This window comes from Streptomyces thermospinosisporus, assembly GCF_039526425.1.
GTDB classification, from domain to species: domain Bacteria; phylum Actinomycetota; class Actinomycetes; order Streptomycetales; family Streptomycetaceae; genus Streptomyces; species Streptomyces thermocarboxydovorans.
Map to the genome: position 1 here is coordinate 75330 of NZ_BAAAIZ010000062.1, position 24777 is coordinate 100106.

Here is a 24777-nt window from a genome sequence, read left to right on the forward strand (position 1 = left end):
TGACGTCTCCTACGGCGGTCAGGAAGGCAGGTCCCCGTTCCTGACCGCCGTGACGAACGCCGACCAGGCGGAGGCAGGTACGACCACTGCGGGACCCTGCGGATTCTTCGAGTCCCGTACAGGAACGCCCCGGCGGTAGCCGTCGAGAACTTCGAGGCAACTGCCGCCCTGGTCGTTGCTGTAGGAGGACTTACGCCACCCCTCCAGCCCCGCCGTGCTCGGTATGACTCGATCGGTCATGGCGTTCGTAGTCCCTTGCTGTCGCCCTGAGCAGAGCCAGGGATTCCTTCAGAGGCAGGGCGTCGCCCAGCGCGAAATCGTAGCGATGCTGAATTTCCCGGACGATGGACGGAGAGTCGTGGAGCCTTCCCATCCACAGACCCTCACCGTAGGCCACCGGCGGTTGGTCCTCGAACCACATCAGCGTGAGCATGTTGCTCAAGAGCGGGTGAACCCCCAGGGCAAACGGCAAGACATGCACCCGGATCCGACCGATCTCGGCAAGACGCACGAGGTGGTTGAGCTGCTCCTCCATGACACCTGGTCCGCCGATCCGGCGCCGCAGAACCGCCTCGTCCAGCAGCGCCCAGACCACGGGCGTGACCGGGTCGTCGAGGATCTTCGCCCGCTCGAGGCGCGTGACCACGAGCCTGTCACGTTCCTCTTCACTCGCCGGAGGGAACGACGTGCTCAGAACCGCACGCGCGTACCTTTCCGTCTGCAGGATGCCCGGGACGAAAGACAGGGCGAACTCCCTGATCATCACCGCCTGTTGTTCGAGTCGCCGGGCCGATTCGAAGTAGTCGGGTACCGCCGCTTCCTCCAGCGGCAGAAACCGGCTCAGCACATCCCCGGTGCCCAGCGCGTTGTCCAGCCTCCGCGCGTCCTCTCGTGACGGCACCCGGCGCCCGGCCTCGATGTGCGCGATGTGTGTTCGGGTCATGATCGCCGCCTCGGCCAGCTGCTGTTGCGTCAGCCCCGCTGCCTCACGCCGTTCCCTGAGCCAGTCGCCGTAGTTGGTGCCCACGAGATCAACTCCCTTGTGACAAGTGCTCTGTCACCCCGAACCCCCTGGCGACCCTAGTACGGAGGGTCTCACTCTGTATGCGGATCGCTACACAACGCGACATCCGATGACGGAGTTCTCGATTCCTCCCGACGCACCGCCTGGGACTGACCGCATGACACACAACGCCCTCACCCCCGCCCGTCTCCTGCCCTGGGCGAGCCCCGAAGGCAAGCCCTGCTATCTGCTGACGGACGGCAGTGGCCGTCTCTCAAGGGCCGCCGATATCGCCGAGAGCGTCCAGCTCGGCATGGCCGGCGACCTCCTCGCCCATCTCGACGACATGCTCGGCGACGAGCAGGTGACCGCCGTCCAGCTCCGCTATCTCCTGGCCCGCATGAGCGAAGCCCTGACGAACGTGTGCCGCATCGCCGAGAGCAGGGGCGCCCGGCTTCGCGTGTACGCGGATGCCAGGGCACGGCCCGGGCCGGACGGCTGACGTCACCTCGCTCAGCGGCTCAGCGCACCGCATACGCCTCGCGCACCACGTCGTGCCCCGCCACCTCGATGCGGCCCGCGTCGGGCCGCAGCAGGGTGGACAGGATCCGCACCAGCGTGGTCTTCCCGGCCCCGTTGGGCCCCAGCACTCCGTGCACCATGCCGCGGGCGACGGTGAGGTCCAGCCCGTTCAGCCCTTTCGGCACAGCCTTGCCGCGCTTGGTTCTTTCCGTAGGTCTTGTGTGCGCCCTCGACGATGATCGCCGCGTCGGCCACCGACACCCCCAACTAGTCAAGCTTGACTACTTGCCCGGAACCGTATGCCCCGCGGATGGATTAGTCAAACTTGATTAGCCGGATTTTCTCCGCACTCGCTGAACTTCGCTGTGCGCCCTCTCAGTGCTTGTCGTCCGGATGGCACTCGCCCGTCGCGTAGGGGTTCTCCTGGCCCTCGGGCAGGATGCCGACGAAGGGCTCGCCCTCGCCGGCGAAGGTGTAGGCGCCGCCGCGGATCCGCTCGATCAGGCCGCGGGTCCAGGCGGCGCCGGTGTCGGCCGAGTGGATCCAGAAGTCCATGATCTCGCCGATGTGCCCGAGCCGGCCGGGCCCGTCCTCCGGGACGTAGTACTCGGTGACCGACCTGCGCCACTCCTCGATCGCCCGCACCCGCTCCTCCAGCAGGGCCAGGGCCTCCGCCCGCTCGAGGTCGACCATGAAGCCGAGGGCGGCGGAGAGCACGTCCGGCTTCTGGTCGTAGGACGTCAAAGACGCGCGCAGCAGCCGGAAGTACTCCTCGGTGCCCTGCTCGGTGATCTCGTACTCGGTGCGCGGAGGCCCGCCGGCCGTGGACGGGGCGACCTCGTGCGCGTGCAGCAGGCCCTGCTTCGCCATCTGCTTCAGGGCGTGGTAGATCGAGCCCGGCTTGGCGTTGGACCACTCGTGCGCGCCCCAGTACTCCAGGTCGTTGCGCACCTGGTAGCCGTGGGCCCGCCCGTGCTGGCGCACCGCGCCCAGCACGAGAAGACGGATCGCTGACATGGGGCCCAGCGTAGAGCCCGGGCGGATCAGTCCCGGCCGGCGCCCTGCTCCATGGCCACCAGCTCGAAGGCGGTCTTTCCGTCCAGCGACTCGCGGATGACGTCGGCGTGGCCGGCGTGCCGGGCGGTCTCGCGGATCAGGTGCAGACACAGCCAGCGCATCGACACGCGTCTTTCCGGCGGGAACCAGGGCTGGTCCGGCAGGGCGAAGGTGTCGTCGAGGCTGGGCACCGAGCGGATGAACGCCTCCGTCTCCGCCGCCACCTTCTCGTAGTAAGCGAGCTGCCCCTCGACGGTCTCGTCTCCGACCAGCCGGAAGCACTCGTCCCAGTTCGACTCGTCGCGGGCCACGGCCGGCTGCTCGCCCTGGGCGCGGGCGACCCACCCCTGCTCGACCTCGGCGACATGCTTGATCAGCCCGGCGAGGGACAGCTCGCTCGCGGAGGGGCGGGACGTGGCCTGCTCGTGGGTGAGTCCGAGCACCGTCCGGCGCAGGGCGCCGCGCTGCTCCGCCAGGAACGCCAGCAGCGCCCCCCGCTCGTCGCCCGGTGCCTCGGCGGGAACGTGAGTGACCATGGCCGGCCGCCTTTCGTTCGAAAGGGGTCGTCGCCCCTGGGCTTGCCTGACACCGACGACGTTACGGGCCCTTGCGGTCAGCTTCTGTCCGCAAGGGCCGCGGTGGTCCGAACGAGGTGCGCTCGCGAGGAGCAAGCAGGTGGAAGCAGTCAGAACAGTCAGAACAGTCAGAAGGGGAACCGGCTCCTGCCGTGCTGGACCGAGATCCACTTCAGGGTGGTGAAGGCCTCGAGCGTGCCGTCGCCGTTGAGGCGGCCGAGACCGGAGTGCTTCTCGCCGCCGAAGGGGACGATCGGCTCGTCGTGGACGGTGCCGTCGTTCACATGGAACATCCCGGTCTCGATCCGCTTGGCGAAGGCCACGCCCCGCTCGATGTCGCCGGTGTGCACCGCGCCGCTCAGGCCGTACGGGGTGTCGTTGACGATGCGGACGGCCTCCTCCTCGCCGTCGAACGTCACCAGGAAGGCGACCGGCCCGAACACCTCCTGCCGCAGCACGGCGGAGTCGGCGGGGACGTCGCCGAGGACGACCGGCTCTACCAGGTTGTCCCGCCGGCCGCCGCGCACCAGCGCCGTGGCGCCCTCGGCGAGGGCCTGCTCGACGGCGGCGGAGACGGCGTCCGCCTGCGAGGAGTTGATCACCGGGCCGATGACCGTCTCCGGGTCGCGCGGGTCGCCCGCCTTGAGGGACCGGACCTTGGCGACGAACTTCTCGGTGAACTCCCCGGCGACCGACCGGTCGAGAAGCACGCGGTTGGCGGCCATGCAGACCTGGCCCTGGTGCACGTAGCGGCTGAAGACCGCCGCGTCCACCGCGTAGTCGATGTCGGCGTCGTCGAGGACCACCAGGGCGCTGTTGCCGCCCAGCTCCAGCACCGAGCGCTTGAAGTTCGCGGCGCAGACCGTGGCCACATGACGGCCGACCCGGTCGGAGCCGGTGAAGGAGATGACCTTGGGGACCGGGTGCTCGATGAAGGCGTCGCCGATCTCGGCGATGTCGGTGACGACGACGTTCAGCAGACCGGCCGGCAGCCCGGCGTCCTCGAAGATCCTCGCGATCAGGGTGCCGCCGACGACCGGGGTGTTCTGATGCGGCTTGAGCACCACGGCGTTGCCGAGGGCGAGCGCCGGGGCGACCGACTTGATGGAGAGGAAGAAGGGGAAGTTGAAGGGGCTGATCACGCCCACCACGCCGACCGGCACCCGGTAGAGACGGTTCTCCTTGCCGTCGGTGGGCGAGGGGATGATCCGGCCCTCGGGCGCCAGCGCCAGATTGACCGCCTCGCGCAGGAACTCCTTGGCCAGGTGGATCTCGAAGCCCGCCTTCAGGCGCGTGCCGCCCAGCTCGGCGATGATCGCCTCGGATATCTCCTCTTCCCGCTCCTCGATCAGTCTCAGGGCCTTCTCGAACACCGCCCGGCGCGTGTACGGGTTGGTGCCGGCCCACGGCTTCTGCGCCCGGGCGGCCGCCCGGTACGCCTGGTCGATCTCGTCGGCCGTGGCGATGGTGATCGACGCCAGCTTCTCGTCGTCGTACGGATTGAAGTCGATGATGTCCCAGGAGCCGCTGCCCGGACGCCACTCACCGTCGATGTACTGCTGCGCCAGGTCGGTGAAGTACGACGACATGTGATCCCTCAATCCCCTGCTGCCGAAAAGCAGGACCCAGATCAGTCACGGTCCGATCAACCTCTGCTCAAAGCCTGATCGAGCGTCATCGTACTGGCGTTTCAGGAGAGTTGGAGGAGACCTCGGAGAAGGTCCCGGCTCTCCGAGGGGCCCGGGCTGTCCTGCTGGAGCTCCTTGAGCGCCTTCTCGTACTGGGCGACGTCCTCGGCCTTGTCCAGGTACAGGGCGCTGGTGAGCTGCTCCACGTAGACGACGTCCGACAGATCCGACTCGGGGAAGCTGAGGATGGTGAACGCCCCGGACTCCCCGGAGTGCCCGCCGAAACTGAACGGCATCACCTGCAGGCGGACATTGGGCCGTTCGGAGATCTCGATCAGATGCTGGAGCTGGCCGCGCATCACCTGGCGGTCGCCGTACGGGCGGCGCAGGGCCGCCTCGTCGAGCACGATGTGGAACTCGGGTGCGTTCTCCGCCACCAGGTACTTCTGCCGCTCCAGCCGCAGCGCCACCCTGCGCTCCACGTCCGCCTCGCCGGCGCCCTTCATGCCGCGCCGCACCACCGCGCGGGCGTACTCCTCCGTCTGCAGCAGACCGTGCACGAACTGCACCTCGTACGCCCGGATCAGGGAGGCCGCGCCCTCCAGGCCGACATAGGTGGGGAACCAGCTCGGCAGCACGTCCGAGTAACTGTGCCACCAGCCCGCGACATTGGCCTCCCGGGCGAGGGACAGCAGCGAGGCGCGCTCCTGCTCGTCCGTGATGCCGTACAGCGTCAGCAGGTCTTCCACGTCCCTGGTCTTGAAGCTCACCCGGCCCAGCTCCATCCGGCTGATCTTCGATTCGGAGGCGCGGATCGAGTAACCCGCCGCCTCGCGCGTGATCCCCCGCGCCTCACGCAGTCGCCTGAGTTGTGATCCGAGCAGCATGCGCCGCACCACCGATCCCGGCTCTCCCGCGCTCACGTTCGCCAGCCTCCCCAACATCCGCAGGGCCCGCAGTCTGCCACTAAAACACTCCGAGCAGTACTCGTCCGGTTACAGAAACGGAATCCAGCCAAGCAAATCGGTCGGGAACGAACACCGAAGGGGTCGGACCTCAGCCATAAGAGGGGGTGAAGATGACGGAAAAATTGGCCAACAACCGGTACGCGTAGGCACATTTCGGTCAGCTGCACGTGCATCTGCCCTTGCATCTGGTGTACGCATCCGAAACCATGGTCCCCGCACCACCGCCGCCTCGCCAGCACGCGAATTTCCGGGAGTGCCTCGCATGGGGACGAATGGATCGACCATGCTCGAGCCGTTACGGCAGGGCCTTCCGCCGCTGGACCCCGCGGCCGTGTCCGACGCCGCCTCCTGCGCCCTTCCCGCCCGGTACGAAGCGGTGGGCGACGCCCGGCGGTTCACCCGCGGAACCCTGGACCAGTGGGATCTGAGCGATCGGTTCGACGATGTGTGCCTGGTCGTCTCCGAGCTGGTCACCAACGCGTTGCGGCACGCCCTTCCGGCGAACACCCCGCGGCTGCCCGGACAGGAGCCGCCGGTGCGGCTGCACCTGATGCGGTGGACCGAGCGGCTGGTGTGCGCGGTGCGGGATCCGAGCGAGGAGAGCCCGGTCACCCGGGAGACCGACGACTTCTCCGCCGAGTCGGGCCGCGGCCTGTTCCTCGTCGACTCCTTCAGCGACGGCTGGGGCTGGCACCCGATGGCCGGCGGGCTCGGCGGGAAGGTGGTGTGGGCGCTGTTCCGTCTTCAGCGTGCGGGCGAATGCCCGCACTCCGCCGACTGACGCACCGCGGTCTCTTGTCACGCCGCGGTTCTACGCGCGTCGAGTCCCGGGCCGGGGCGCGGCACACGGTCACGGTCCTGGGAAGCCTCACGATCCTGGGAAGCCTCACGATCCTGGGAAGCCTCACGGTCCTCCGAAGCCCGGACCGCACCCCGGCCGCCGGTCAGCCGGCGATCAGGTGGTCGAACTCGCCGTCCTTCGCACCCAGCAGCATCGCCTCGATCTCCGCACGCGTATAGACGAGTGCGGGACCGTCGGGGAAGCGCGAGTTGCGCACGGCGACCTCCCCTCCGGGCAGCCGCGCGAACTCCACGCAGGAGCCCTGCGAGTTGCTGTGCCGGCTCTTCTGCCAGGCCACACCGACCAGCCTGGTGGCCGCCATGCCGTTGTACACGCCGGGCGCCTCGCCGCCGTCGTACACGTCACCGTCGAACACGTCACCGTCGTACACGTCGTGGTCCACAGGTCGCTCCCCGGTGTGCACTGGCTGGTGTGGCTGGTGATGCCATGGTCAACTGACCCGGATCATAGCTGCGTTCCTGTGCAAATGCATGAGCAGATGCACGTGCACGCGGGGTCATCCTGCGGTTACAGCGCCCCTGCACCGGACGCCCCGCTGTAGATGAGACGCAGCAGGGGGCTTTTGTGTTCCCTTGAACTAAGTCCCTTACGGCTGAACGGCCTTTCCAGGCCGTTCATTTGGTGCGGTCCGCACGGTGCCGGCGGGCGCCCTGCGTCCGGGCCGTCCGGACAGTCCAGTGCGGCGGCGGCCCGGCGCACCGGCGGCACCATGTCCCAGGCGGCGTCCGGCAGCGAGTCCAGCCAGGGCCCCGCGCTCTCCACGCACAGCGCGCCGCCCGCCGCGTCCCAGTGGAACAGCGTGTCGGGCTTGTCGGCGAGCCAGAACCGGCCCCGGCTGCGCACCGCGGCGCAGGCAGCCCCGTGACGGGAGCGCCACGCGGGTGCGCAACCGCACGCGGGGTACCTGCCGGGGCCTCCTGGTAGCGGTCACGGTAGAGAACCGCGGTAGCGGTCGCGCGCCCTTGGGCCGGGGCGCCCGGCGCGACCCGTGACGGTGTTGTGCGAGGTGTGTCACTGGGGGTGGTGAGGCGACTGGTGAGTACGGTTAGCTGGCTCCGGCCGCTCCGGCGGCCGGTGCGGCCGGAAACGACTAGGGGGCTTGCAGTGACTTCGGTGACCTTCTCGCGCGTCCGCGTGGTGGCCCTGACCCTGGGCCTGGCCGGGGCGCTCGCTCTCACCGGGTGCAGCGACGACGGCGGCGGCTCCGGTGACTCCAAGGCGAGCCCGACCCCGTCCGCGACCGCGCCCAGCGGCAACGGAGCCACGGCCTCACCCGAGGGCCCGGCGAGCGACCTGGAGGGCAGCTGGCTCGCCACGACCGGCGGCAAGGCGGTGGCTCTGGTGGTCAACGGTGAGCAGGCCGGGCTCTTCGCCACCGGCGGCACCGTGTGCAGCGGCTCCGCCCGGGAGGACGCCGGGACCACGACGATCCGCCTGAAGTGCACCAACGGCAACAAGGACCGGACGACCGGCACGGTCGACTCGGTGAGCAAGAAGTCCCTGAAGGTCACCTGGGACAGCGGCCTGGGGACGGAGACCTACCAGAAGGCGGAGGGCGGCAAGCTGCCCCCGGGTCTGCCGACGGAGGGGCTGGGCTCCGCCGCCCCGTGAGGCCGGGCCCCGGCACGCCGGGCTGGGGAAGGCATGCAGTCCGGCCGGCGAGGTCCTGGCACGGACGCGGGGTCCCGTGGGCGATGATCGGAGTGCACCTCCACACACCCAGGGGACCCTCATGCGCGCCGTACCGATCGCCGTCACCGCTCTGTCCGCCCTTCTGCTGCTGACCGCCTGCGACGACGAGAGCGGGGGCGGCAAGTCCGGGCAGTCCAAGGGGAAGGCCTGCGCGATCGACAAGGTGAGCATGGAGGCCGGCCCGGCCAGCGTCGCCCCGGCCGCCGGGGACACCGGCGAGGTGCCGGTCAGCTTCACCAACCAGAGCAGCGAATGCACCCTGGAGGGCTTCCCCGAGGTGCGTCTGACCGGCGCCGGCGGCTCCGGCACCCGCGAGGTGCCCCCGGCCGAGGGCGCCAAGGCCCAGAAGGTCACCCTGGCCAAGGGGGAGTCGGCGGCGTTCACCGTCACCTATGTGCGGGGAGCGAGCGGTGCCGGGTCGTTCGACGCCAAGGACCTGCGGGTCGTCTTCCCCAGCGAGGCCGGCGACCCCAGCACCCGCGTCTTCCGGTGGTCGTACGGGCCGGTCGCGGCCGGTGACGGGGAGGAGCTGGAGGTCTCGGTCAGCGCGTATCAGAAGGTCGGGGACTGAGGGGACTGAGCGGACGGGGCCGCACGCCGTCAGGGGAGGTCCGTCGGGGAGGGCCCGCCGGGGGCAGGTCCGTCGGGGCAGGTCCGTCAGGGCAGCTGCGGACGGGGTTCGACCTGCGCCGCGTCCGCGGCCCGCGCGCCCTCCTGCCATCCCGCCGCGTCGCTCACCCCGCGCAGCCGAGTGGTCGTGGTCTCCGGGAACAGCCGCTCCAGCCGCTCGGTGACCGCCACCTCGCGGGAGGCGAGGACGGGCAGCAGATCGTCGGTCACCTGGGTCTCGGCGGCCCTGGCCAGGCGCGTCCCCACCCGGTGGGCGTACGCCGCGAGGAAGGACTGCCGGAAGGTCTTGGTCCGCTTCCGGCCGCCGGCCCGCTGGACGGCCTCCGCCCTGGTCATCGCGGTCGTGGCCTGCACCAGCAGTGAGGTGTAGAGCAGCTCGACCGCCTCCAGGTCGGAGGCGAAGCCGACCACGGTGGAGAAGCCGAGGGCCTCGTTCCACACCGCCCGGCAGTGGTTGGCGCCGGCGACCGCGTCCAGCAGCACCGCCTTGGCCTGCTCGTACGGCGGCTCCACGCCGATCCGGCAGGCGGTGGGCGTCTGCGCCGCGGGCGCCCGCGCGGCGAGCAGCGCCTCGTCGACGCTGTGCCGGGCCATCAGTTCCTGCGCCTTGGCGCTGAGCGCCTCCGCCTCCTCGGGGAAGCCGGTCGCCTCCGCCTTGGCCAGCAGCGCCCGGATGCGGCCGAGCATGCGCGACTCCGGGTGCCGGTCGCCTCGGCCCTGGGCGGCGGCCGTCTCCTCGAGCGGCTCCAGCGGGGGCAGGCGCAGCAGCAGGCGGTACAGCTCCAGCACTGCGATGGCGTGCGAGAAGCGGTCGCCGCGCTCCGCCCGTCCCGCCTTCCCGTCCGGGAGTTGGGCCAGCTGGGCGGCCCAGCGCGCACTCCGGGGGCGGTCGTCGTGCCGCGCCTGTGCGCGGATCAGCGCCACGACGAGGCCTACGTGCACCTCCTCCAGCTCGCGCCGCACCAACCGGACGAGATCGGCGGGCTGCCAGCCGCGCCGCCAGGCCGTGGCGACGAACTCACGCCCGCGCCGGTCGAGTTCGGCATCGGCCGCCGGGTCGGCGGCGAGCAGGGAAGCGCCGGTGTCGAGTCCCTCGTCGCCGGTGTCGTAGAGGGCGGCGCGGAAGGCGCGGTCGACGGTGCTGGACGTACTCACGGGCCCGATCGTGTCATGCGGCGCGATTCACCCGTAGGTGTCAACGGACGGTTGACAGTGCAGGGGTGTCAACTTACGGTTGACACATGACGACGAACCCCATCATCACGTCATCCGTACGTCTCGACGACCTCATCGCGGCCATCAAGAAGGTCCACGACGAGCCTCTCGAACAGCTCCGGGACGCGGTGATCGCCGGGGAGCACCTCGGCGATGTCGCCGACCATCTGATCGGCCACTTCGTGGACCAGGCCCGGCGCTCCGGCGCCTCCTGGACGGACATCGGCAAGAGCATGGGCGTCACCCGGCAGGCGGCGCAGAAGCGCTTCGTGCCGAAGGAGACCGCGGCGCTCGACCCCAACGAGGGCTTCAACCGCTACACCCCGCGGGCCCGCAACGTGGTGATGGCCGCGCACAACGAGGCCAAGGCCGCACGCAACGCCGAGGGGCTGCCCGAGCACCTGGTCCTCGGCCTGCTCAGCGAGCCGGAGGGCCTCGCCGGCGTGGCCATCACCAAGCAGGGCGTCACCCTGGAGGCGGTCCGCGAGGCGGCGACCGCGGCGCTGCCGCCGGCCGTGGAGGACGCGCCCGAGCTGGTGCCGTACGGCCCGGCGGCCAAGAAGGTCCTCGAACTCACCTTCCGCGAGGCGCTCCGCCTCGGCCACAACTACATCGGCACCGAGCACATCCTGCTCGCGCTGCTGGAGCACGAGAACGGCGAGGGCGTCCTCAGCGGCCTCGGCATCACCAAGGAGCGCACCGAGGAGTGGCTCCTCGAGGTGCTCTCGCAGATCCAGCTCGCACAGCCGGGAGACGGGAAGAAGGAGTCAGAGGAGGAAGAGGAAGAGCCAGAGGAAGAGGAAGAGACCGAGGGCTGAGCCTTCGGGGCCGGGGCGACCGGGGCAGCCGGGGCGACCGGGGCAGCCGGGGCGACCGGGGCAGCCGGGGCAATCCGAGACGTCCGGGGCGTCCGGGGCGTCCGGGGCGTCCGGGGCGTCCGGGGCGTCCGGGGCGCCTCCGCAAGGGCGGGCCGATGCGCCCGTCCTTGCTGGTCAGGGGCGTTGTCAGACCCTCCTGTCAGACTTCGTGGCATGGCCGACCGATGGCTGCTCGCCGGGGCCGAGGACGGTGGCGTGGATGTCGCCCCCCTCGGCCCCGACGGGCTGTCCGCCGGTCCGGTGCGGCGGGAGGCGGATCCCGCCGCGGCGGTGCGGAGCCGTCCCGGTGTCGCGCGGTGGGTGTGGCGGTCCACCGCCGAGGTCTGCCCGCGCCTGCTCGCCACGGGGGTGCGAGTGGAGCGGTGCTACGACATCGAGGCCGCCGAGACGCTCCTGCTCGGCCACGAGGGGCGGTACGGGGAGCCCCGTTCGGCCGCGGCCGCCCTGGCCCGGCTGCGCGGCGGCCCCGTACCGCCCGATCCGCCGCAGCGCCCGGCCGAACCGGGCGCGCAGTCACCGCTGTTCGAGCCACGCGGCGTCCATGTCCCGGCGCCCGACCTGATCGCCGTCTACGCCGAGCAGCAGCGCCGCATCGAGGCCACCGCGCACCCGGACCGGATGCGGCTGCTGATCGCCGCCGAGTCGGCCGGGATGCTGGTGGCCGCCGAGATGAACCACGCGGGCCTGCCCTGGCGCGCGGACGTGCACCGCGCGCTCCTGCACGATCTGCTCGGCGAGCGGTACGCGGGCGGCGGCGAACCGCGCCGGCTCGCCGAGCTGGCGGAGGAGATCTCCGCCGCGTTCGGCCGCCGGGTCCGGCCCGACCTCCCGGCCGATGTCGTCAAGGCGTTCGCGCAGGCCGGCATCAAGGTCACCTCGACGCGGCGCTGGGAGATCGAGCACATCGACCATCCGGCGGTCAAACCCCTGCTCGAGTACAAGAAGCTGTACCGCATCTGGGTCGCGCACGGCTGGTCCTGGCTGCAGGACTGGGTGCGCGACGGCCGGTTCCGGCCCGAGTTCCTCGCGGGCGGCACGGTCACCGGACGCTGGGTGACCAACGGCGGGGGCGGCCTGCAGATCCCCAAGGTGATCCGCCGGGCGGTGGTCGCCGACCCCGGCTGGCGGCTGGTGGTCGCCGACGCCGACCAGATGGAGCCCAGGGTGCTGGCGGCGATCTCCCGCGATCCCGGTCTGATGGAGGTCGCCGGACGCGAGAGCGACCTGTACCAGGCGGTCTCCGAGCGGGCCTTCTCCGGCGACCGCGCCCAGGCCAAGCTCGCCGTGCTCGGCGCGATCTACGGCCAGACCTCGGGCGACGGCCTGAAGAACCTCGCCGCGCTCCGCCGCCGCTTCCCCAGGGCGGTCGCCTGCGTCGACGACGCCGCCCGGGCCGGCGAGGAGGGCCGGCTCGTACGGACCTGGCTGGGCCGCACCTGCCCGCCCGCCGCCCGCACGGGCGACGACGCGACGGAGGAGGCGGGGGTCCCGGTCACCGAGGAGGAGCAGGACCCCGGTGCGGCCCGGCCGTGGGTGCCCGGCTACGCCTCGACCGACGCCCGCGCCCGGGGCCGCTTCGCCCGCAACTTCGTCGTCCAGGGCAGCGCCGCGGACTGGGCGCTGCTGCTGCTCGCCGCGCTGCGCCGGGCCCTCGCGGACATGGCGGCCGAACTGGTGTTCTTCCAGCACGACGAGGTGATCGTGCACTGCCCCGAGGAGGAGGCGCAGGCGGTGGTGACGGCCATCCGCGAGGCGGCCCGGCTCGCGGGCCGCCTGACCTTCGGCGAGACCCCGGTGCGCTTCCCGTTCAGCACGTCCGTGGTGGAGTGCTACGCGGACGCCAAGTGACCGCCCGGACGGGCCCGTACGAGATCCTGCCCTGCATGGTCGACGACGGCGAGTACTCGCGCCCGAGAAGCTCCGCCGCCTGACGGATCCTCACCACGGCGGAGCCGGGTTCCGCGGACTCCACCGGCCCTGTGTTTGCCATCCGTTGACGAAATCTGATGTGATCACATCATCGGACCCGGCCCGGCGGTGCGCGCGTGCAGACGCGCAGACTCGGGGGAGTGCCGCCGCCGCGGCCCGGTCCGGTCCGCGGGGGACACCCGGTCGGCAGAGGTGAACGACCGGGACCCTCGTCCACCGTTCAGGGGACTGCCCCGGCCAGGGCCTGTCTTTCGGATCTTGCCGCGGGTCGCGGGGTCCGGCACGCGCATCTGCGGCGTTGTCGTCGGTTGCCGATTCCCCCACGCTCGGCTGCGCTCGCGCGGGAGGGACCCCCATCGCATCGGCGCCCTCCTCCGCCTTGCAGCTGCACGCACCAGACCCCGCTCGGGGCTGCTGCAAGGGCACCGCCACCGGAAGCGACAAGATCCGAAAGACAGCCCCTAGCGCACCCAGTGCCCCGGCCCGCCGCCGCGCCACTCCACGCGTTCCGGTCGGCGCACCCAGTCCTCGTCGGCCTCCTCGAGCCCGGCGAGCCGCAGGAACTCGACCACGTCGAGCAGCCCGTACGCCATCCCCACGAACTTCGTGCCCACACGGACCCGGCGTCCGCCGTCCGAGGCGGGCGGGTAGACCACGACGAGCTGATCACCGGCCATGCCACCAGAGTGCGCCGGGTGGGGCGGGCACGCATGACGAGCCGTCCGGCCGGGCGCAGCCCCGTGTCAGGGTGCGATCAGGCCCACCCGGACGGCGTAGCGGGTGAGTTCGAGGTGGTCCTTCAGACCGAGCCTGGCCAGCAGTTCGGCGCGGCGGCGTTCGACGGTGCCGGGATCGGAGCCGAGGCGGTCGGCGATCTCCCGGGCGGTGCGGCCCTCGGCGACGAGCCGGAGCATCTGCTCCTCGCCCTCGGTGTGCGCGCCGCCGCGCGGGGAGCGCCCTTCCCGGACGCCTTCGAGGTAGGTGCGGACGAGGGCGGCCACGGCGCCGGGGTAGAGGAAGGGTTCGCCGCGCATGGTGGCCCGGCAGGCCTCGACCAGGTCCCGGTCGGCGACGGACTTGAGGACGTAGCCGGAGGCGCCGGAGGCCAGGGCCTCGAAGAAGTACTGCTCGTTGTCGTACATCGTCAGGATGAGGATGTGCAGCCCCGGCTGGGTGCGGGAGAGTTCGCGGGCGGCCTGCAGGCCGGTCAGGCGGGGCATGGCGATGTCGAGGATCGCCAGGTCGGGGTGGTGGGTCCGGGCGGCCTCGACCGCCTCGTGGCCGTCGCCCGCCTCGGCCACGACCGTGAGATCGGGTTCGCTGTCGAGGATGAGGCGCACTCCGCGGCGGACCAGGTGGTGGTCGTCGGCCAGCAGGATGCGGGTGGGCGTCGCCTCGGGCATGGTCACTGACTCCGGTCCGGGGTGGGGACGGCCGTGCGTGCATCCCGGGCGCGGCGGGCGGGGCGTTGGGCCTCTTGCGTGGCCGGGCCGGCGGCGTCGTTGGTGGCACATCCGGCTTGCGGCAGGCCACGCATCGTGTGAAACGTGGTGATCGGTCCGGGTATGTGCGTCGGGCCGCCGGCGGACGGTCTGCTGCCGGAGCGCAGCGGGCCGGTGGTGGTCCGGGCCCGGGCGAGGCGCCGCACCGGAGCCGGGCCCCAGCGCAGCAGAAGGGCGGTGACGACGATCCGCACCACGGCGCCGAGCAGACAGATCCGCCGGACCAAGGACACCGCGTACCGCCTCCCTGACGTCGTCCCCGCCCCCGGCTGCCGGCTTCCCGGAGGTGGACGGCGGACCGGCCGGCGCCCGGGGGCGGCCGGCGTGCGAGGGGCTCATCCCGTCCAGCGTGGGCGGGACGCCCTCAGGGCGTCCATCAGGGCCACCACCCATTCCAGGTCGTCACTACAGGTCCCACCCATCCGCATTTGGGTGCCGTCCCCGATGGTCGCGCGGGCCGTGGCGAGAAAGGGTGTAGGCAACGCCCCCTCCCGACCCGACGACCGCTGCGGGACAGCGCCGGCCGAGGCCGCGGGCCGGTCCCGCACCCGGCACCCCGACGGCCCTCCGGCCACGCTCTTCGGCCCGTGCCGCCCGGCGTGCGGCGACGCGGACGTCCACCAGGGAACCCGGGGGTCTGCCATCGGACCCGGGGGCCTGCCGACAGGCCCGCGGGTCGGTCGAGGACGGGCCGAGCGCCCATCTGCCGGACCTGGAGAGGAGCCCTGTGCCCATGCACGCAGCGCCACGGCGGCCCGGCCTCGTGGAGGCCGTTCTCGACCCGGTGCCGCTGCGGTGTCGCACCACGACGGCATGGGCGGGCCGGCGCGCCGCCGGCGGCCCGGCAGAAGCTGCGGACGGCCCGGCAGAAGCGGCCGACGGCCCGGCAGAAGCGGCCGACGGCCCGGCAGAAACGGTCCACCGGACCGCTTTCCGCGGCACGGCGGAGAGGGCGTGGACGCCGTGGACCTGACGACCTGGCTCGCGGTGGCGGTCTTCGTGGCCGTCTACGTCCTGATCGCGACCGAGTGGGTGCACCGGGTCGCCGCCGCGCTGGGCGGTGCCGTGGTGATGCTGCTCATCGGGGCGACCGACCCGGAGCACGCGTTCTTCTCCGAGCACGCCGGCATCGACTGGAACGTCCTCTTCCTGCTGCTCGGGATGATGCTGATCGTCGCGGTGCTGCAGCGGACCGGCATCTTCGAGTTCATCGCCGTCTGGGCGGCGCGCCGGGCCCGCGGCAGACCGTACCGGCTGATGGTGCTGCTGACGGTGGCGACCGGCTTCCTGTCCGCCTGGCTCGACAACGTCACCACGGTGCTGCTGATCGCGCCGGTGACCGTCCTGGTCTGCCGGCGGCTCGGGCTGCCCGTGGTGCCGTACCTCATCGCGGAGGTGATGGCCTGCAACATCGGCGGAGCCGCCACCCTGATCGGGGACCCGCCCAACATCATGATCGGCTCCCGGGCGAACCTGTCCTTCAACGACTTCCTCGTCCACATGACGCCGGTCGTCGTCGTGCTGATGATCGTGTTCGTCCTGATGAGCCGGGTGATGTTCCGCAAGGCGTTCCGCCACGACCCCGAGCGCGCCGCCTCGATCATGGAGATGAACCCGCGGGACCAGATCAGGGACGGCCGGCTGCTGCTCGTCAGCGGTGTGGTCATCACCGCGGTGATGGTCTGCTTCGTCCTGCACACCTGGCTGCACCTGGAGCCGTCCGTGGTGGCCATCAGCGGCGGCCTGCTGCTGCTCGCCGTCTCCCGGCTCAGGCCCCAGGACGTGGCCAAGGACGTGGAGTGGGAGACGCTGGCGTTCTTCGCCGGACTGTTCGTCATGGTCGGCGCTCTGGTGCAGACCGGCGTGATCGGCAGGCTGGGCGAGGCGGCGGCGGAGGCGACCAGCGGCAATCTGCCGGCGACGACGATGGCGCTGGTGTTCGGCTCGGTCGTGCCGTCGGCGGTCATCGACAACATCCCGTTCGTGGCCTCGGTGAATCCGATCGTCGCCGAGATCGTGGAGGCGTCCGGCGGCGCCGGCGAGGCGGGGGTGCTGTGGTGGGCCTTCGCGCTCGGGGCCGACCTCGCCGGAAACGCCACGATCATCGCCTCCTCGGCCAATGTCGTGGTCATCGGCATCGCCGAACGAGAGGGCCACCACATCTCGTTCTGGCAGTTCAGCCGGTACGGCCTGATCGTCACGGCCGTCACCGTGTCCGTGGCCGCCCTGTACCTGTGGCTGCGCTACTTCGCGCTGGCGTGATCCTGATGTCCCCACCCTGCGAGGAGAGCCGATGGTCCGCACCACCGACCGCGACGCCCGCCCGCCGTCCCGCGCCGTGAGGAGGGCGGCGTCATGCCCGCGTCCGACGACGACGAGCGGCTCCACGACATCGAGGCACGCCTGCAGCGTGAAGACCCCCGGTTCGCCCGCGCGCTCGGGGCAGGCAGGCCCCGCAGTCCCCGCGAGTACCGTCGTCGGCTGCGGGTCTGGCTGCTGTTCGTCCTGGCCCTGGTTGTACTGGGCGGCGGCATCGCCCTGGCCCACGGGCTGCTCATCGCCGCCGGGCTGGTCCTGGCGGGCCTCGCCGGCGAGATGTTCAGCCCCGGCCGGGACCCGCGCCGTGACGGCAGGCACCGCCCCCGGTTCTGAGCCGGCAGGCGCTGCCCCCGGTTCTGACCCGGCGAGCGTCCCTCCGCGCCACGAGCCGGCGGGCGTCCTCCCGTGTGCTGTGACGGCAGGCGGCCCTCTGCTCCCGAGGACCGAGCGATGACCCTGTCCGACCTGTATCTGACGTTGCTGATCGGCGGCACGGTGCTGCTGGCCAGCATCGCCGCCGCACGCACCGCCCATCGCGTCGGCCTGCCCAGCCTGCTGCTGTTCCTCGCGGTGGGCGTCATCGCCGGTGAGGACGGCTTCGGGCTGAAGTTCGACAACGCCCAGCTCGCCCAGGCGCTGGGCACGGCCGCCCTGGGGATCATCCTGGTCGAGGGTGGTCTGACCACCCAGTGGAGCAGCGTCCGGCGGGTGCTGGCCCCGGCCGCGGTGCTCGCCACCGTGGGCGTGGCGCTCTCCGTCGTGGTGACCGCGGTCGGCGCGCACTACCTGCTCGGCATGCACTGGCAGCTGGCCCTGCTGCTCGGCGCGATCGTCTCCTCCACCGACGCCGCCGCCGTCTTCGCCGTGCTGCGCTCACTGCCGCTGCCCAAGAAGCTGACCAGCCTGGTGGAAGCCGAGTCCGGCTTCAACGACGCGCCCACCATCATCCTCGTCCTGGTCTTCTCGACCACGGCCTCGGCCGCCGACCTGCCGGGGCCCGTTCCCCTGATCGGCAATCTGCTCTATCAGCTCGCCGTGGGCGGCACGCTCGGTGTGCTGGCCGGGCGGCTGGGCTCGGCCGCGCTACGCCATATCGCACTGCCCGCCACCGGGCTGTATCCGCTGGCCACCGTGGGCTTCGGCGTGATCGCCTTCGCCGCCGCCGGGGCGGTCAACGCCAGCGGGATCATCGCCGCCTACCTGTCCGGCGTGGTCCTCGGCAACAGCGACCTGCCCCACCGGGCGGCCACCCGCTCCTTCGCGGAGGGCGTCGGCTGGCTGGCCCAGATCGGCCTGTTCGTCATGCTGGGGCTGCTGGTCGACCCCAGCGAACTGCCCTCCGCGATCATCCCGGCGCTGATCGTCGGCCTGATCCTGCTGCTGGCCGCGCGTCCCGTCTCGGTGGTGCTCTGCCTGCTGCCGTTCCCCGTCCGCTGGCGCGAGCAGGCGTTCATCTCCTGGGCGGGCCTGCGCGGCGCGGTCCCCATCGTGCTGACGACGTTCCCGATCGTCGAGGACGTCACCGGCGCCCGGAACGTACTGAACATCGTCTTCGTGCTGGTGGTGCTGTTCACTCTGATCCAGGGGCCCACGCTGCCCGCGGTCGCCAAGCGCCTGGGCCTGGCGCGCACCGGCGCACTGCGCGAGATCCAGGTCGAGACCGCCCCGCTCGATGTGCTGGACGCCGACCTGCTCACCGTCTCCATCCCGAAGGGCTCCAAGCTGCACGGCGTCGCCGTCTTCGAGCTGCGGCTGCCGCCGCCGACCGTGGTCACCCTGATCGTCCGCGACGGCACCACCCTGGTTCCCGATCGCAACACCGTGCTGCGCGCCGGCGACGAGCTGCTGCTGATCACCACCCCGCAGAGCCGGGAGGCCACGGAACGCCGGCTCCGAGCGATCGGCCGGCGCGGCAAGCTGGCCCGCTGGCTCGGCGAGGGGGGCGCCCCGGAGGAGGAACCCACGGAGTCCACGGAGTCCACGGAGTCGTCGAAGCCCTCCGAGCCCCCGGAGCCCTCGAAGCTTTCGAAGCATTCGAAGCCGACGCACTCGACGACGCAGACCGAATGACACCGGCGTTACATTCGGTAAATTGTGCGATCTTCAACGCCGACTTCACCTGTTTGCAGCAGTACGTGCGCTATGCGTGATTTTTCGTACGCTAAGCTTCTTTACCGAGCCTTGACGCTCCGCTGAGCGCTGGCTCGCTCACTCTTTGAAGTTGGAGAAGTTGCTTCCGGACGTTCCCGGAACCGGCGCGATGCGATGGGGGGCGTGACATGGATCGAGTCAGGGCTGTGCGCATCGACAACACGGCTCGTGACAGCGTGCCCGATCCGTGCCCGTCCGCTCCCCGAGTCTGAACCCCGGTCCACCCGCACTCCGGGCCTGCCCCGGCCTGCGCCCATCGCCGCCCGGCCGGGCCATGACGGCCCGGTCCACGGGCAGGCACGCCGAGCCCGGCGCGGCCCCGCTGCCGGACCGACCCACCCCGTAACCGACCACTCCTGCTCCGCCGCGCACCCGCGCGCCGGAGCACGACCCGGCCATGCCCCGCCCGGCCCGATCCGGCCCTGAGCGGAGGGTGACCGCCACCCGCCGACAGCGCCCGCACGCCACCGCAAGCCGACCAGGCGCAGACGCCGCCGCCGAACCCACCGGAGGAGACGCCCGTGCACAACACCACCGCCATGCTCATCGAACTAGGCGCCATCATCCTCGGACTGGGGCTGCTGGGACGTCTCGCCGGTCGAGTGGGCTTCTCCCCCATCCCCCTCTACCTGCTCGCCGGACTCGCCTTCGGCCATGGCGGCATCCTCCCCCTCGACGCCAGCGAGGAGTTCACCACCACCGGCGCCGAGATCGGTGTCATCCTCCTGCTGCTCCTGCTCGGCCTGGAGTACAGCGCCTCAGAACTCGTCACGACTCTCAAGACGCAGTACCCCTCGGGTGCGGTCGACTTCGTCCTCAACGCGGCCCCCGGCGCCATCGCCGCGCTGCTGCTCGGCTGGGGCCCGGTGGCCGCCGCCGCGCTGGCCGGCGTCACCTGGATCTCCTCCTCGGGCGTGATCGCCAAGGTCCTCGGCGACCTCGGCCGCCTCGGCAACCGTGAGACACCGGTGGTCCTCGGCATCCTGGTCCTCGAGGACCTCGCCATGGCCGTCTACCTGCCGATCCTCACCGCCCTGCTGGCCGGGGTGAGCCTGGCGGGCGGCAGCCTGACCCTGCTGATCTCCCTCGGCACCGTCGGCGCGGTCCTCTACGTCGCCCTGCGCCACGGCCGTCTGATCAGCCGCGCGGTCTCCTCCGACAGCCGCGAGATGCTGCTGCTGGTCGTGCTCGGCCTGACCATCCTGATCGCCGGCATAGCCCAGGAACTGCAGGTCTCCGCCGCCGTCGGCGCCTTCCTGGTGGGCATCGCCCTATCCGGCGAGGTCGCCGAGGGCGCCGCCAGCCTGCTCACCCCGCTGCGGGACCTGTTCGCCGCGGTCTTCTTCGTCTTCTTCGGCCTGTCCACCGACCCCGCGGCGATCCCGCCGGTCATCGTCCCCGCGCTGCTGCTGGCCCTCGCCACCGCCTGCACCAAGATCGCCACCGGCTGGTACGCGGCACGCCGCGCCGGCATCCAGGGGGCGGGCCGGTGGCGCGCCGGCGGCACCCTGGTCGCCCGCGGCGAGTTCTCCATCGTCATCGCCGGCCTCGCCGTCGGCGTCGAGCCCCGCATCGGCCCGCTGGCCACCGCCTACGTCCTGATCCTCGTCGTCATCGGCCCCCTCACCGCCCGCTACGTCGCGCCCCTTGCCGACCGCTTCATCCGCCCGTCCGTGACAAAGGCCGTCACCCCGGAGCCGGAGCAGACCAAGCCGCACGCCAGCGTCTGACGCCCGGTCCGTCCGCCTGCCTGCCTGCCTCGCGAGCGCACCGCGCCTTGTGCGGGTGGGCGGACGTCGTTCGGAGCTGCCGGCCGGCCTCAGTTCCTCGACCGCATGGCACCTCGCAGCCGCAGCGCCAGTCCGCCCAGGGCCAGTGCCCCGGCCGCCCCCGACACGATGCCGAGAGCCAAGCCGGCGCCGAAGCCCGGTCCGTCGTCCGAGGCCCCGGCCCCTATTGCCCCCCGTGCGCGGAGCGTCATGCCCCGAGCACCACAAAACCCCAGGTCACGACCGTGCGACCTGGGGTCTCTCTGAGCCGCCTTCGGGATTCGAACCCGAGACCTACGCATTACGAGTGCGTTGCTCTGGCCAACTGAGCTAAGGCGGCGCGCCGTGCGCACCATGGTGCGATCAGCAACGCCGGTAAGTCTACACAGTTTCCAGGGGTGCTTCGTACCGGCCCTGAGGGCGGGGTCCCGCCCCGCCCTCAGGGACCGGCACGGCCGCTATGAGCAGCGCTTTCCGTCCGCGGGCGGGGTGCCGCGGAGCAGGTAGGCGTTGATCGCCGCGTCGATGCAGCGGCTGCCCCGGCCGTACGCGGTGTGACCGTCGCCGTCGTAGGTGAGCAGGCGGGCCGAGGAGAGCTGGCCGGAGAGGGACCGGGCCCAGCGGTAGGGGGTCGCCGGGTCGCGGGTGGTGCCGACGACCACGACCGGGGCCGCGCCCTTCGCCTCGATGCGCTGCGCCTCACCCGTGGCCTCCACCGGCCAGTAGGTGCAGTTCAGGGACGCCCAGGCCAGGCCCTCGCCGAAGACGGGGGACGCCTTCTCGAACTCGGGGAGCGCCTTGCGGACCTCCTCGGGCGAGGCGAAGGCGGGCGGCAGGTCGAGGCAGTTCACGGCCGCGTTGGCGAACATCAGGTTGGAGTAGCTGCCGTCGGCCTCGCGCTCGTAGTAGCTGTCGGAGAGCAGCAGCAGTCCCGCGCCGTCCCGGTGCTTCATCGCGGAGGTGAGCGCCTCGCGCAGCTGCTCCCAGGCGCCCTCGTCGTACATCGCCGCGATCACCCCGGTGGTGGCCAGGGACTCGGTGAGTTCGCGGCCGTCGGCGTCACCGGCGGGGATGGGGCGGGCGTCGAGTTCGTCGAAGAAGGACCTGAGGTTCTTGCCGACGGTCTCCACGGGCGTGCCCTTGGCGCCGAGCGGGCAGTCGCTGCGCCGCGCGCAGTCCTCGGCGAAGGCGGTGAACGCCGTGTCGAAGCCCTCCGTCTGCTCCAGGTTCAGCCGACGCGCGGGCAGCGACGGGTCCAGCGCCCCGTCCAGCACCAGCCGCCCCGCCCGGTCCGGGTACAGCCCGGCGTAGGTGGCGCCCAGGAAGGTGCCGTACGAGGCGCCCACGAAGTTCAGCTTCCTGTCGCCCAGCGCCGCCCGCACGATGTCCATGTCGCGCGCTGCCTCGATGGTGGACACATGGCGCAGCAGACGCGGCGCGTCCGCTCCGCAGCCCTCGGCGAACTTCCGGAACGCCTCGACCAGCGCCCCCTCCTCCCGCCGGTCGTCCGGGGTGAGGTCGGTCTGCGTGTAGGCGTCCATGGCGGGCCCGTCGAGGCACTCGACGGGTTCGCTGCGCGCCACACCCCGCGGGTCGACGGCCACGATGTCGTAGCGGGCGCGCACCTCGGCGGGGTAGCCGACCCCGGCGTACTGCTGCAGATAGGCGACGGCCGAGCCGCCCGGGCCGCCGGGGTTGACCAGCAGCGAGCCCAGCCGCTTGCCCGGCCCGGTGGCCTGCCTGCGGGACACGGCGAGGCGGACGTCCCCGGCCGACGGGTCGGCGTAGTCCAGCGGTGCCTTGAGGGTGGTGCACTGGAAGCCGGGGACGCCGCAGTCGCGCCAGCGGGGCTTCTGCGCGTAGTACGGCTTCAGGGCCGCCGGTGTGGAGCGGGGCAGCGGGGCCAGCGCCGCCGCCTCGGCCTCCCGGCCGGCCGAGCTGGCGGTGCTCGTCGAGCTTCCGGCCGAGCAGCCGGCGAGCAGCAGCGCGGCGACGGCGAGCAGCGTGGCCGCGGTTCGGGTCCTGCTAAGGGTGCGCCTTGGGTACATCCTGCGAGCGTAACTCTGTGCAACGGCTCGAGTGCCGTGCGTGCGGCTCGTGCCTCGTACGAGTTACGGCGATACCCCCGCGCGGTGTTGCGCAAGCGGGCGCGGACGGCGGGCGAACGGCGGGAGGAACGGGGGCGAACGGCAGCGTTCAGCCGGCTCTCAGGGCCATGGTCATCGCCTCCACCGCCAGCAGCGGGGCCACATTGCGGTCGAGGGCGTCGCGGCAGGCGGTGATCGCCTCGATGCGGCGGAGCGTGGACTCCGGGGTGCTGGAGCGGGCCAGCCGCTCCAGGGCGTCCTGCATGTCCGTGTTGGCGATGGCGACGCGGGAGCCGAGCTGGAGGGCGAGGACGTCGCGGTAGAAGCCGGTCAGGTCGGTGAGGGCGACGTCGAGGCTGTCGCGCTGGGTGCGCGTGCGGCGCCGCTTCTGCATGTCCTCGAGCTCCTTGACCACGCCGGCCGTGCCGCGCGGCAGCCTGCCGCCCTGGGCGGCGCCGAGTGCGGCCCTCAGCTCGTCGGTCTCCTTGGTGTCCATCTCCTCGGCGAGCTGCTTGGCGTCCTCGGCGGCGGCGTCGACGAGCTCCTGCGCGGCCCGGAGCGCGCCGCCGATGTCGCCGACCCGCAGCGGCAGCTTCAGCACGGCGGCGCGGCGCTCGCGGGCGGCGGGGTCGGTGGCCAGCCGGCGGGCCCGGTCGACGTGGCCCTGGGTGGCACGGGCCACGGCGGCGGCGATCTCGGGCTCGATGCCCTCGCGCCGCACCAGCATGTCGGCGACGGCGTCGACGGAGGGCGTGCTCAGGTTGAGATGGCGGCAGCGGGAGCGGATGGTCGGCAGCACGTCCTCGATGGACGGGGCGCACAGCAGCCACACCGTGCGCGGGGCCGGCTCCTCGACGGCTTTGAGGACGGCGTTGGCGGACTTCTCGTTGAGCCGCTCGGCGTCCTCGACCAGGATGATCTGCCAGCGTCCGTTGGCGGGGGCGGTGAACGACTTGCGCACCGTGTCCCGCATGTCCTTGACCAGGATCTCGTTGCCGACGGCGGCGACGGTGGTGACATCGGCGTGGGTGCCGATCAGGGCGGTGTGGCAGCCGTCGCAGAAGCCGCAGCCGGGGGATCCGCCGAGGGCGCGGTCCGGGCTGACGCACTGCAGCGCGGCGGCGAAGGCCCGCGCCGCCTGGTTGCGTCCCGCGCCGGGCGGGCCGGTGAACAGCCAGGCGTGCGTCATCTTCGACGCCTCGGGCAGGGGCTCGTCGGCCGCCGCGGCGGTGACGATCGCGTCGGCGTCCCGGGCGGCGGCGTCGAGCTGCGCGCTCACCCGCTCCTGCCCGACGAGGTCGTCCCACACGGTCATGGATCCCGCTGCCTCTCACTCACATCCGGTCTGCGCCTCACATCCGGTCTGCGCTGTCCATTGTGGGGGCGCGCACTGACAGTGGTGACCGCGGGCGGGCACCGCGACGTCCGCGGCTGGGCACCGCGACGACCGCGGCCGGGCACCGCGATGACGGCCGCGGGGCACAGCGGCAGGCGAACCGGGGCGCGGTAGCGACGGGCGAGCAGGGCCCGGTACGGGCACCCGGCCCGTACCGGGCCCCATGGTCGTCAACCCAATGACCGGCCCTGGAGGTGTCCCTCAACGCCGGCGTCGGCCGCCCCGGCCCCCGTCGTCGCCCCGGCCCCCGTCGTCGCCCGGGTCGTCCTCGTGGGGGCCCAGGAGTTCGTCCGCCAGGGACGGCAGGTCGTCCAGCGGGGTCTCCTCGGCCCAGTCCGAGCGCCGGCGACGCCTGCCCCGGCGGGGGGCGGGCTCGGCGTCGACCTGGGGCAGCTCGCGGGTACTGGCGTCCGCGCCGTCGGCGGGGGCCGACGGGCTCTCGTCGCGGAAGTAGCCCGGCGGGACGCGGTCCGCGGCGCCCCGGCCCGGTCCGTCACCCTCGCCGCCGTCGCCGCGCACCGGAGGCAGGACGGCGGTCTCGTCGGCCGCGCCGGGCGCGACGGGCGGCAGCACCGCCGTCTCCTCGGCGTCCCGG

Annotated in this window: 23 protein-coding genes, 1 tRNA gene and 3 pseudogenes; 10 read left to right on the plus strand and 17 right to left on the minus strand. The window is 72.0% G+C overall.

From position 1 onward, the window contains the following. Nucleotides 1-18: 18 nt before the first annotated feature. Both ABD207_RS20540 and ABD207_RS20545 read right to left on the minus strand, forming a co-directional pair. Nucleotides 19-240 carry a DUF397 domain-containing protein gene (locus ABD207_RS20540; RefSeq protein WP_344014559.1) on the minus strand — a complete coding sequence of 74 codons (222 nt, stop codon included), beginning with the start codon at nucleotides 238-240 and terminating at the stop codon, nucleotides 19-21. Continuing rightward, on the minus strand, nucleotides 191-1027 hold the full coding sequence (locus ABD207_RS20545) for a helix-turn-helix domain-containing protein (protein WP_344014560.1): 837 nt from the start codon (nucleotides 1025-1027) through the stop codon (nucleotides 191-193). The genes ABD207_RS20540 and ABD207_RS20545 overlap by 50 nt, the downstream gene beginning before the upstream one ends. Nucleotides 1028-1181: 154 nt before the next feature. Here ABD207_RS20545 and ABD207_RS20550 point away from each other — a divergent pair, with 154 nt between their 5' ends. After that, complete coding sequence (locus ABD207_RS20550) at nucleotides 1182-1505, plus strand: hypothetical protein (RefSeq protein WP_344014561.1); 324 nt, start codon at nucleotides 1182-1184, stop codon at nucleotides 1503-1505. 22 nt (nucleotides 1506-1527) lie between these two features. Here ABD207_RS20550 and ABD207_RS20555 read toward each other — a convergent pair. From ABD207_RS20555 to ABD207_RS20575, 5 genes and pseudogenes are all read right to left on the minus strand, one after another. Next, nucleotides 1528-1780, minus strand: a pseudogene (locus tag ABD207_RS20555) (ATP-binding cassette domain-containing protein); the annotation flags it as partial. Between the two features lie 120 nt (nucleotides 1781-1900). Beyond that, nucleotides 1901-2542 (minus strand): PadR family transcriptional regulator, encoded by a 642-nt coding sequence (locus ABD207_RS20560; protein WP_344014562.1) that lies wholly within the window; start codon nucleotides 2540-2542, stop codon nucleotides 1901-1903. 26 nt (nucleotides 2543-2568) lie between these two features. Further along, the gene (locus tag ABD207_RS20565) at nucleotides 2569-3117 is read right to left on the minus strand and encodes a DinB family protein (protein WP_344014563.1); all 549 of its coding nucleotides are present in this window, start codon (nucleotides 3115-3117) and stop codon (nucleotides 2569-2571) included. Between the two features lie 167 nt (nucleotides 3118-3284). Beyond that, the gene (locus ABD207_RS20570) at nucleotides 3285-4745 is read right to left on the minus strand and encodes an aldehyde dehydrogenase family protein (protein WP_344014564.1); all 1461 of its coding nucleotides are present in this window, start codon (nucleotides 4743-4745) and stop codon (nucleotides 3285-3287) included. Between the two features lie 101 nt (nucleotides 4746-4846). Then, the gene (locus tag ABD207_RS20575; protein WP_344014584.1) at nucleotides 4847-5671 is read right to left on the minus strand and encodes a helix-turn-helix domain-containing protein; all 825 of its coding nucleotides are present in this window, start codon (nucleotides 5669-5671) and stop codon (nucleotides 4847-4849) included. Nucleotides 5672-6035: 364 nt separating this feature from the next. Between ABD207_RS20575 and ABD207_RS20580 the strand changes: the two genes are divergently transcribed. Beyond that, complete coding sequence (locus ABD207_RS20580) at nucleotides 6036-6533, plus strand: ATP-binding protein (RefSeq protein ID WP_344014565.1); 498 nt, start codon at nucleotides 6036-6038, stop codon at nucleotides 6531-6533. A 163-nt stretch (nucleotides 6534-6696) separates the two neighbouring features. Here ABD207_RS20580 and ABD207_RS20585 read toward each other — a convergent pair whose 3' ends face one another. Together ABD207_RS20585 and ABD207_RS20590 are read right to left on the minus strand one after the other, a co-directional pair. Then, nucleotides 6697-6996, minus strand: coding sequence for a DUF397 domain-containing protein (locus ABD207_RS20585; protein WP_425580765.1), 300 nt, complete (start codon nucleotides 6994-6996; stop codon nucleotides 6697-6699). Nucleotides 6997-7286: 290 nt separating this feature from the next. After that, nucleotides 7287-7520: pseudogene (locus tag ABD207_RS20590) on the minus strand (CobW C-terminal domain-containing protein); the annotation flags it as partial. Between the two features lie 207 nt (nucleotides 7521-7727). Here ABD207_RS20590 and ABD207_RS20595 point away from each other — a divergent pair. Further along, on the plus strand, nucleotides 7728-8225 hold the full coding sequence (locus ABD207_RS20595; protein WP_344014566.1) for a hypothetical protein: 498 nt from the start codon (nucleotides 7728-7730) through the stop codon (nucleotides 8223-8225). 121 nt (nucleotides 8226-8346) lie between these two features. Beyond that, nucleotides 8347-8877, plus strand: coding sequence for a DUF4232 domain-containing protein (locus tag ABD207_RS20600; protein ID WP_344014567.1), 531 nt, complete (start codon nucleotides 8347-8349; stop codon nucleotides 8875-8877). A gap of 86 nt (nucleotides 8878-8963) precedes the next feature. Here ABD207_RS20600 and ABD207_RS20605 read toward each other — a convergent pair whose 3' ends face one another. Next, nucleotides 8964-10091, minus strand: a complete 1128-nt coding sequence (locus ABD207_RS20605) for a DUF2786 domain-containing protein (RefSeq protein ID WP_344014568.1) — start codon at nucleotides 10089-10091, stop codon at nucleotides 8964-8966. An 86-nt stretch (nucleotides 10092-10177) separates the two neighbouring features. Between ABD207_RS20605 and ABD207_RS20610 the strand changes: the two genes are divergently transcribed. Then, nucleotides 10178-10969 (plus strand): Clp protease N-terminal domain-containing protein, encoded by a 792-nt coding sequence (locus ABD207_RS20610; RefSeq protein WP_344014569.1) that lies wholly within the window; start codon nucleotides 10178-10180, stop codon nucleotides 10967-10969. Between the two features lie 213 nt (nucleotides 10970-11182). Beyond that, entirely contained in the window at nucleotides 11183-12877 is a 1695-nt protein-coding gene (locus ABD207_RS20615) for a bifunctional 3'-5' exonuclease/DNA polymerase (RefSeq protein WP_344014570.1), read from the plus strand. A 542-nt stretch (nucleotides 12878-13419) separates the two neighbouring features. On the opposite strand, the gene ABD207_RS20620 is transcribed toward ABD207_RS20615, so the two are convergent. The 3 genes from ABD207_RS20620 to ABD207_RS20630 form a co-directional block, all read right to left on the minus strand. Next, nucleotides 13420-13635 carry a hypothetical protein gene (locus ABD207_RS20620; RefSeq protein ID WP_344014571.1) on the minus strand — a complete coding sequence of 72 codons (216 nt, stop codon included), beginning with the start codon at nucleotides 13633-13635 and terminating at the stop codon, nucleotides 13420-13422. Nucleotides 13636-13701: 66 nt separating this feature from the next. Continuing rightward, nucleotides 13702-14361, minus strand: coding sequence for a response regulator transcription factor (locus ABD207_RS20625; protein ID WP_344014572.1), 660 nt, complete (start codon nucleotides 14359-14361; stop codon nucleotides 13702-13704). 2 nt (nucleotides 14362-14363) lie between these two features. Continuing rightward, nucleotides 14364-14693 (minus strand): hypothetical protein, encoded by a 330-nt coding sequence (locus ABD207_RS20630; protein WP_344014573.1) that lies wholly within the window; start codon nucleotides 14691-14693, stop codon nucleotides 14364-14366. A gap of 730 nt (nucleotides 14694-15423) precedes the next feature. On the opposite strand from ABD207_RS20630, the gene ABD207_RS20635 reads away from it, so the two are divergent. The 4 genes from ABD207_RS20635 to ABD207_RS20650 all read left to right on the plus strand — a co-directional run bounded on the left by ABD207_RS20635 (nucleotide 15424) and on the right by ABD207_RS20650 (nucleotide 20660). Next, on the plus strand, nucleotides 15424-16722 hold the full coding sequence (locus ABD207_RS20635) for an ArsB/NhaD family transporter (protein WP_344014585.1): 1299 nt from the start codon (nucleotides 15424-15426) through the stop codon (nucleotides 16720-16722). A 93-nt stretch (nucleotides 16723-16815) separates the two neighbouring features. Further along, a complete protein-coding gene (locus tag ABD207_RS20640; RefSeq protein ID WP_344014574.1) occupies nucleotides 16816-17112 on the plus strand; it encodes a DUF3040 domain-containing protein in 297 nt (98 codons plus the stop codon). Between the two features lie 117 nt (nucleotides 17113-17229). Next, entirely contained in the window at nucleotides 17230-18849 is a 1620-nt protein-coding gene (locus ABD207_RS20645) for a potassium/proton antiporter (RefSeq protein ID WP_344014575.1), read from the plus strand. A gap of 602 nt (nucleotides 18850-19451) precedes the next feature. Continuing rightward, nucleotides 19452-20660, plus strand: coding sequence for a cation:proton antiporter (locus tag ABD207_RS20650; protein WP_344014576.1), 1209 nt, complete (start codon nucleotides 19452-19454; stop codon nucleotides 20658-20660). Between the two features lie 305 nt (nucleotides 20661-20965). Here ABD207_RS20650 and ABD207_RS20655 read toward each other — a convergent pair. The 4 genes and pseudogenes from ABD207_RS20655 to ABD207_RS20670 form a co-directional block, all read right to left on the minus strand. Next, a tRNA-Thr gene (locus ABD207_RS20655) sits at nucleotides 20966-21039 on the minus strand. 118 nt (nucleotides 21040-21157) lie between these two features. After that, the gene (locus ABD207_RS20660) at nucleotides 21158-22747 is read right to left on the minus strand and encodes an alpha/beta hydrolase (RefSeq protein ID WP_344014577.1); all 1590 of its coding nucleotides are present in this window, start codon (nucleotides 22745-22747) and stop codon (nucleotides 21158-21160) included. A 148-nt stretch (nucleotides 22748-22895) separates the two neighbouring features. After that, on the minus strand, nucleotides 22896-24101 hold the full coding sequence (locus ABD207_RS20665) for a DNA polymerase III subunit delta' (protein ID WP_344014578.1): 1206 nt from the start codon (nucleotides 24099-24101) through the stop codon (nucleotides 22896-22898). Between the two features lie 282 nt (nucleotides 24102-24383). After that, nucleotides 24384-24777, minus strand: a pseudogene (locus ABD207_RS20670) (dTMP kinase); the annotation flags it as partial.

Excerpts from the sequence above, each read along its gene's own strand:
- ABD207_RS20540 (WP_344014559.1), bottom strand. The coding sequence starts at position 240 with ATGACCGATCGAGTCATACCGAGCACGGCGGGGCTGGAGGGGTGGCGT.
- ABD207_RS20550 (WP_344014561.1), top strand. The coding sequence starts at position 1,182 with ATGACACACAACGCCCTCACCCCCGCCCGTCTCCTGCCCTGGGCGAGC.
- ABD207_RS20560 (WP_344014562.1), bottom strand. The coding sequence starts at position 2,542 with ATGTCAGCGATCCGTCTTCTCGTGCTGGGCGCGGTGCGCCAGCACGGG.
- ABD207_RS20565 (WP_344014563.1), bottom strand. The coding sequence starts at position 3,117 with ATGGTCACTCACGTTCCCGCCGAGGCACCGGGCGACGAGCGGGGGGCG.
- ABD207_RS20570 (WP_344014564.1), bottom strand. The coding sequence starts at position 4,745 with ATGTCGTCGTACTTCACCGACCTGGCGCAGCAGTACATCGACGGTGAG.
- ABD207_RS20575 (WP_344014584.1), bottom strand. The coding sequence starts at position 5,671 with ATGCTGCTCGGATCACAACTCAGGCGACTGCGTGAGGCGCGGGGGATC.
- ABD207_RS20580 (WP_344014565.1), top strand. The coding sequence starts at position 6,036 with ATGCTCGAGCCGTTACGGCAGGGCCTTCCGCCGCTGGACCCCGCGGCC.
- ABD207_RS20600 (WP_344014567.1), top strand. The coding sequence starts at position 8,347 with ATGCGCGCCGTACCGATCGCCGTCACCGCTCTGTCCGCCCTTCTGCTG.
- ABD207_RS20610 (WP_344014569.1), top strand. The coding sequence starts at position 10,178 with ATGACGACGAACCCCATCATCACGTCATCCGTACGTCTCGACGACCTC.
- ABD207_RS20615 (WP_344014570.1), top strand. The coding sequence starts at position 11,183 with ATGGCCGACCGATGGCTGCTCGCCGGGGCCGAGGACGGTGGCGTGGAT.
- ABD207_RS20620 (WP_344014571.1), bottom strand. The coding sequence starts at position 13,635 with ATGGCCGGTGATCAGCTCGTCGTGGTCTACCCGCCCGCCTCGGACGGC.
- ABD207_RS20625 (WP_344014572.1), bottom strand. The coding sequence starts at position 14,361 with ATGCCCGAGGCGACGCCCACCCGCATCCTGCTGGCCGACGACCACCAC.
- ABD207_RS20640 (WP_344014574.1), top strand. The coding sequence starts at position 16,816 with ATGCCCGCGTCCGACGACGACGAGCGGCTCCACGACATCGAGGCACGC.
- ABD207_RS20645 (WP_344014575.1), top strand. The coding sequence starts at position 17,230 with ATGACCCTGTCCGACCTGTATCTGACGTTGCTGATCGGCGGCACGGTG.
- ABD207_RS20660 (WP_344014577.1), bottom strand. The coding sequence starts at position 22,747 with ATGTACCCAAGGCGCACCCTTAGCAGGACCCGAACCGCGGCCACGCTG.
- ABD207_RS20665 (WP_344014578.1), bottom strand. The coding sequence starts at position 24,101 with ATGACCGTGTGGGACGACCTCGTCGGGCAGGAGCGGGTGAGCGCGCAG.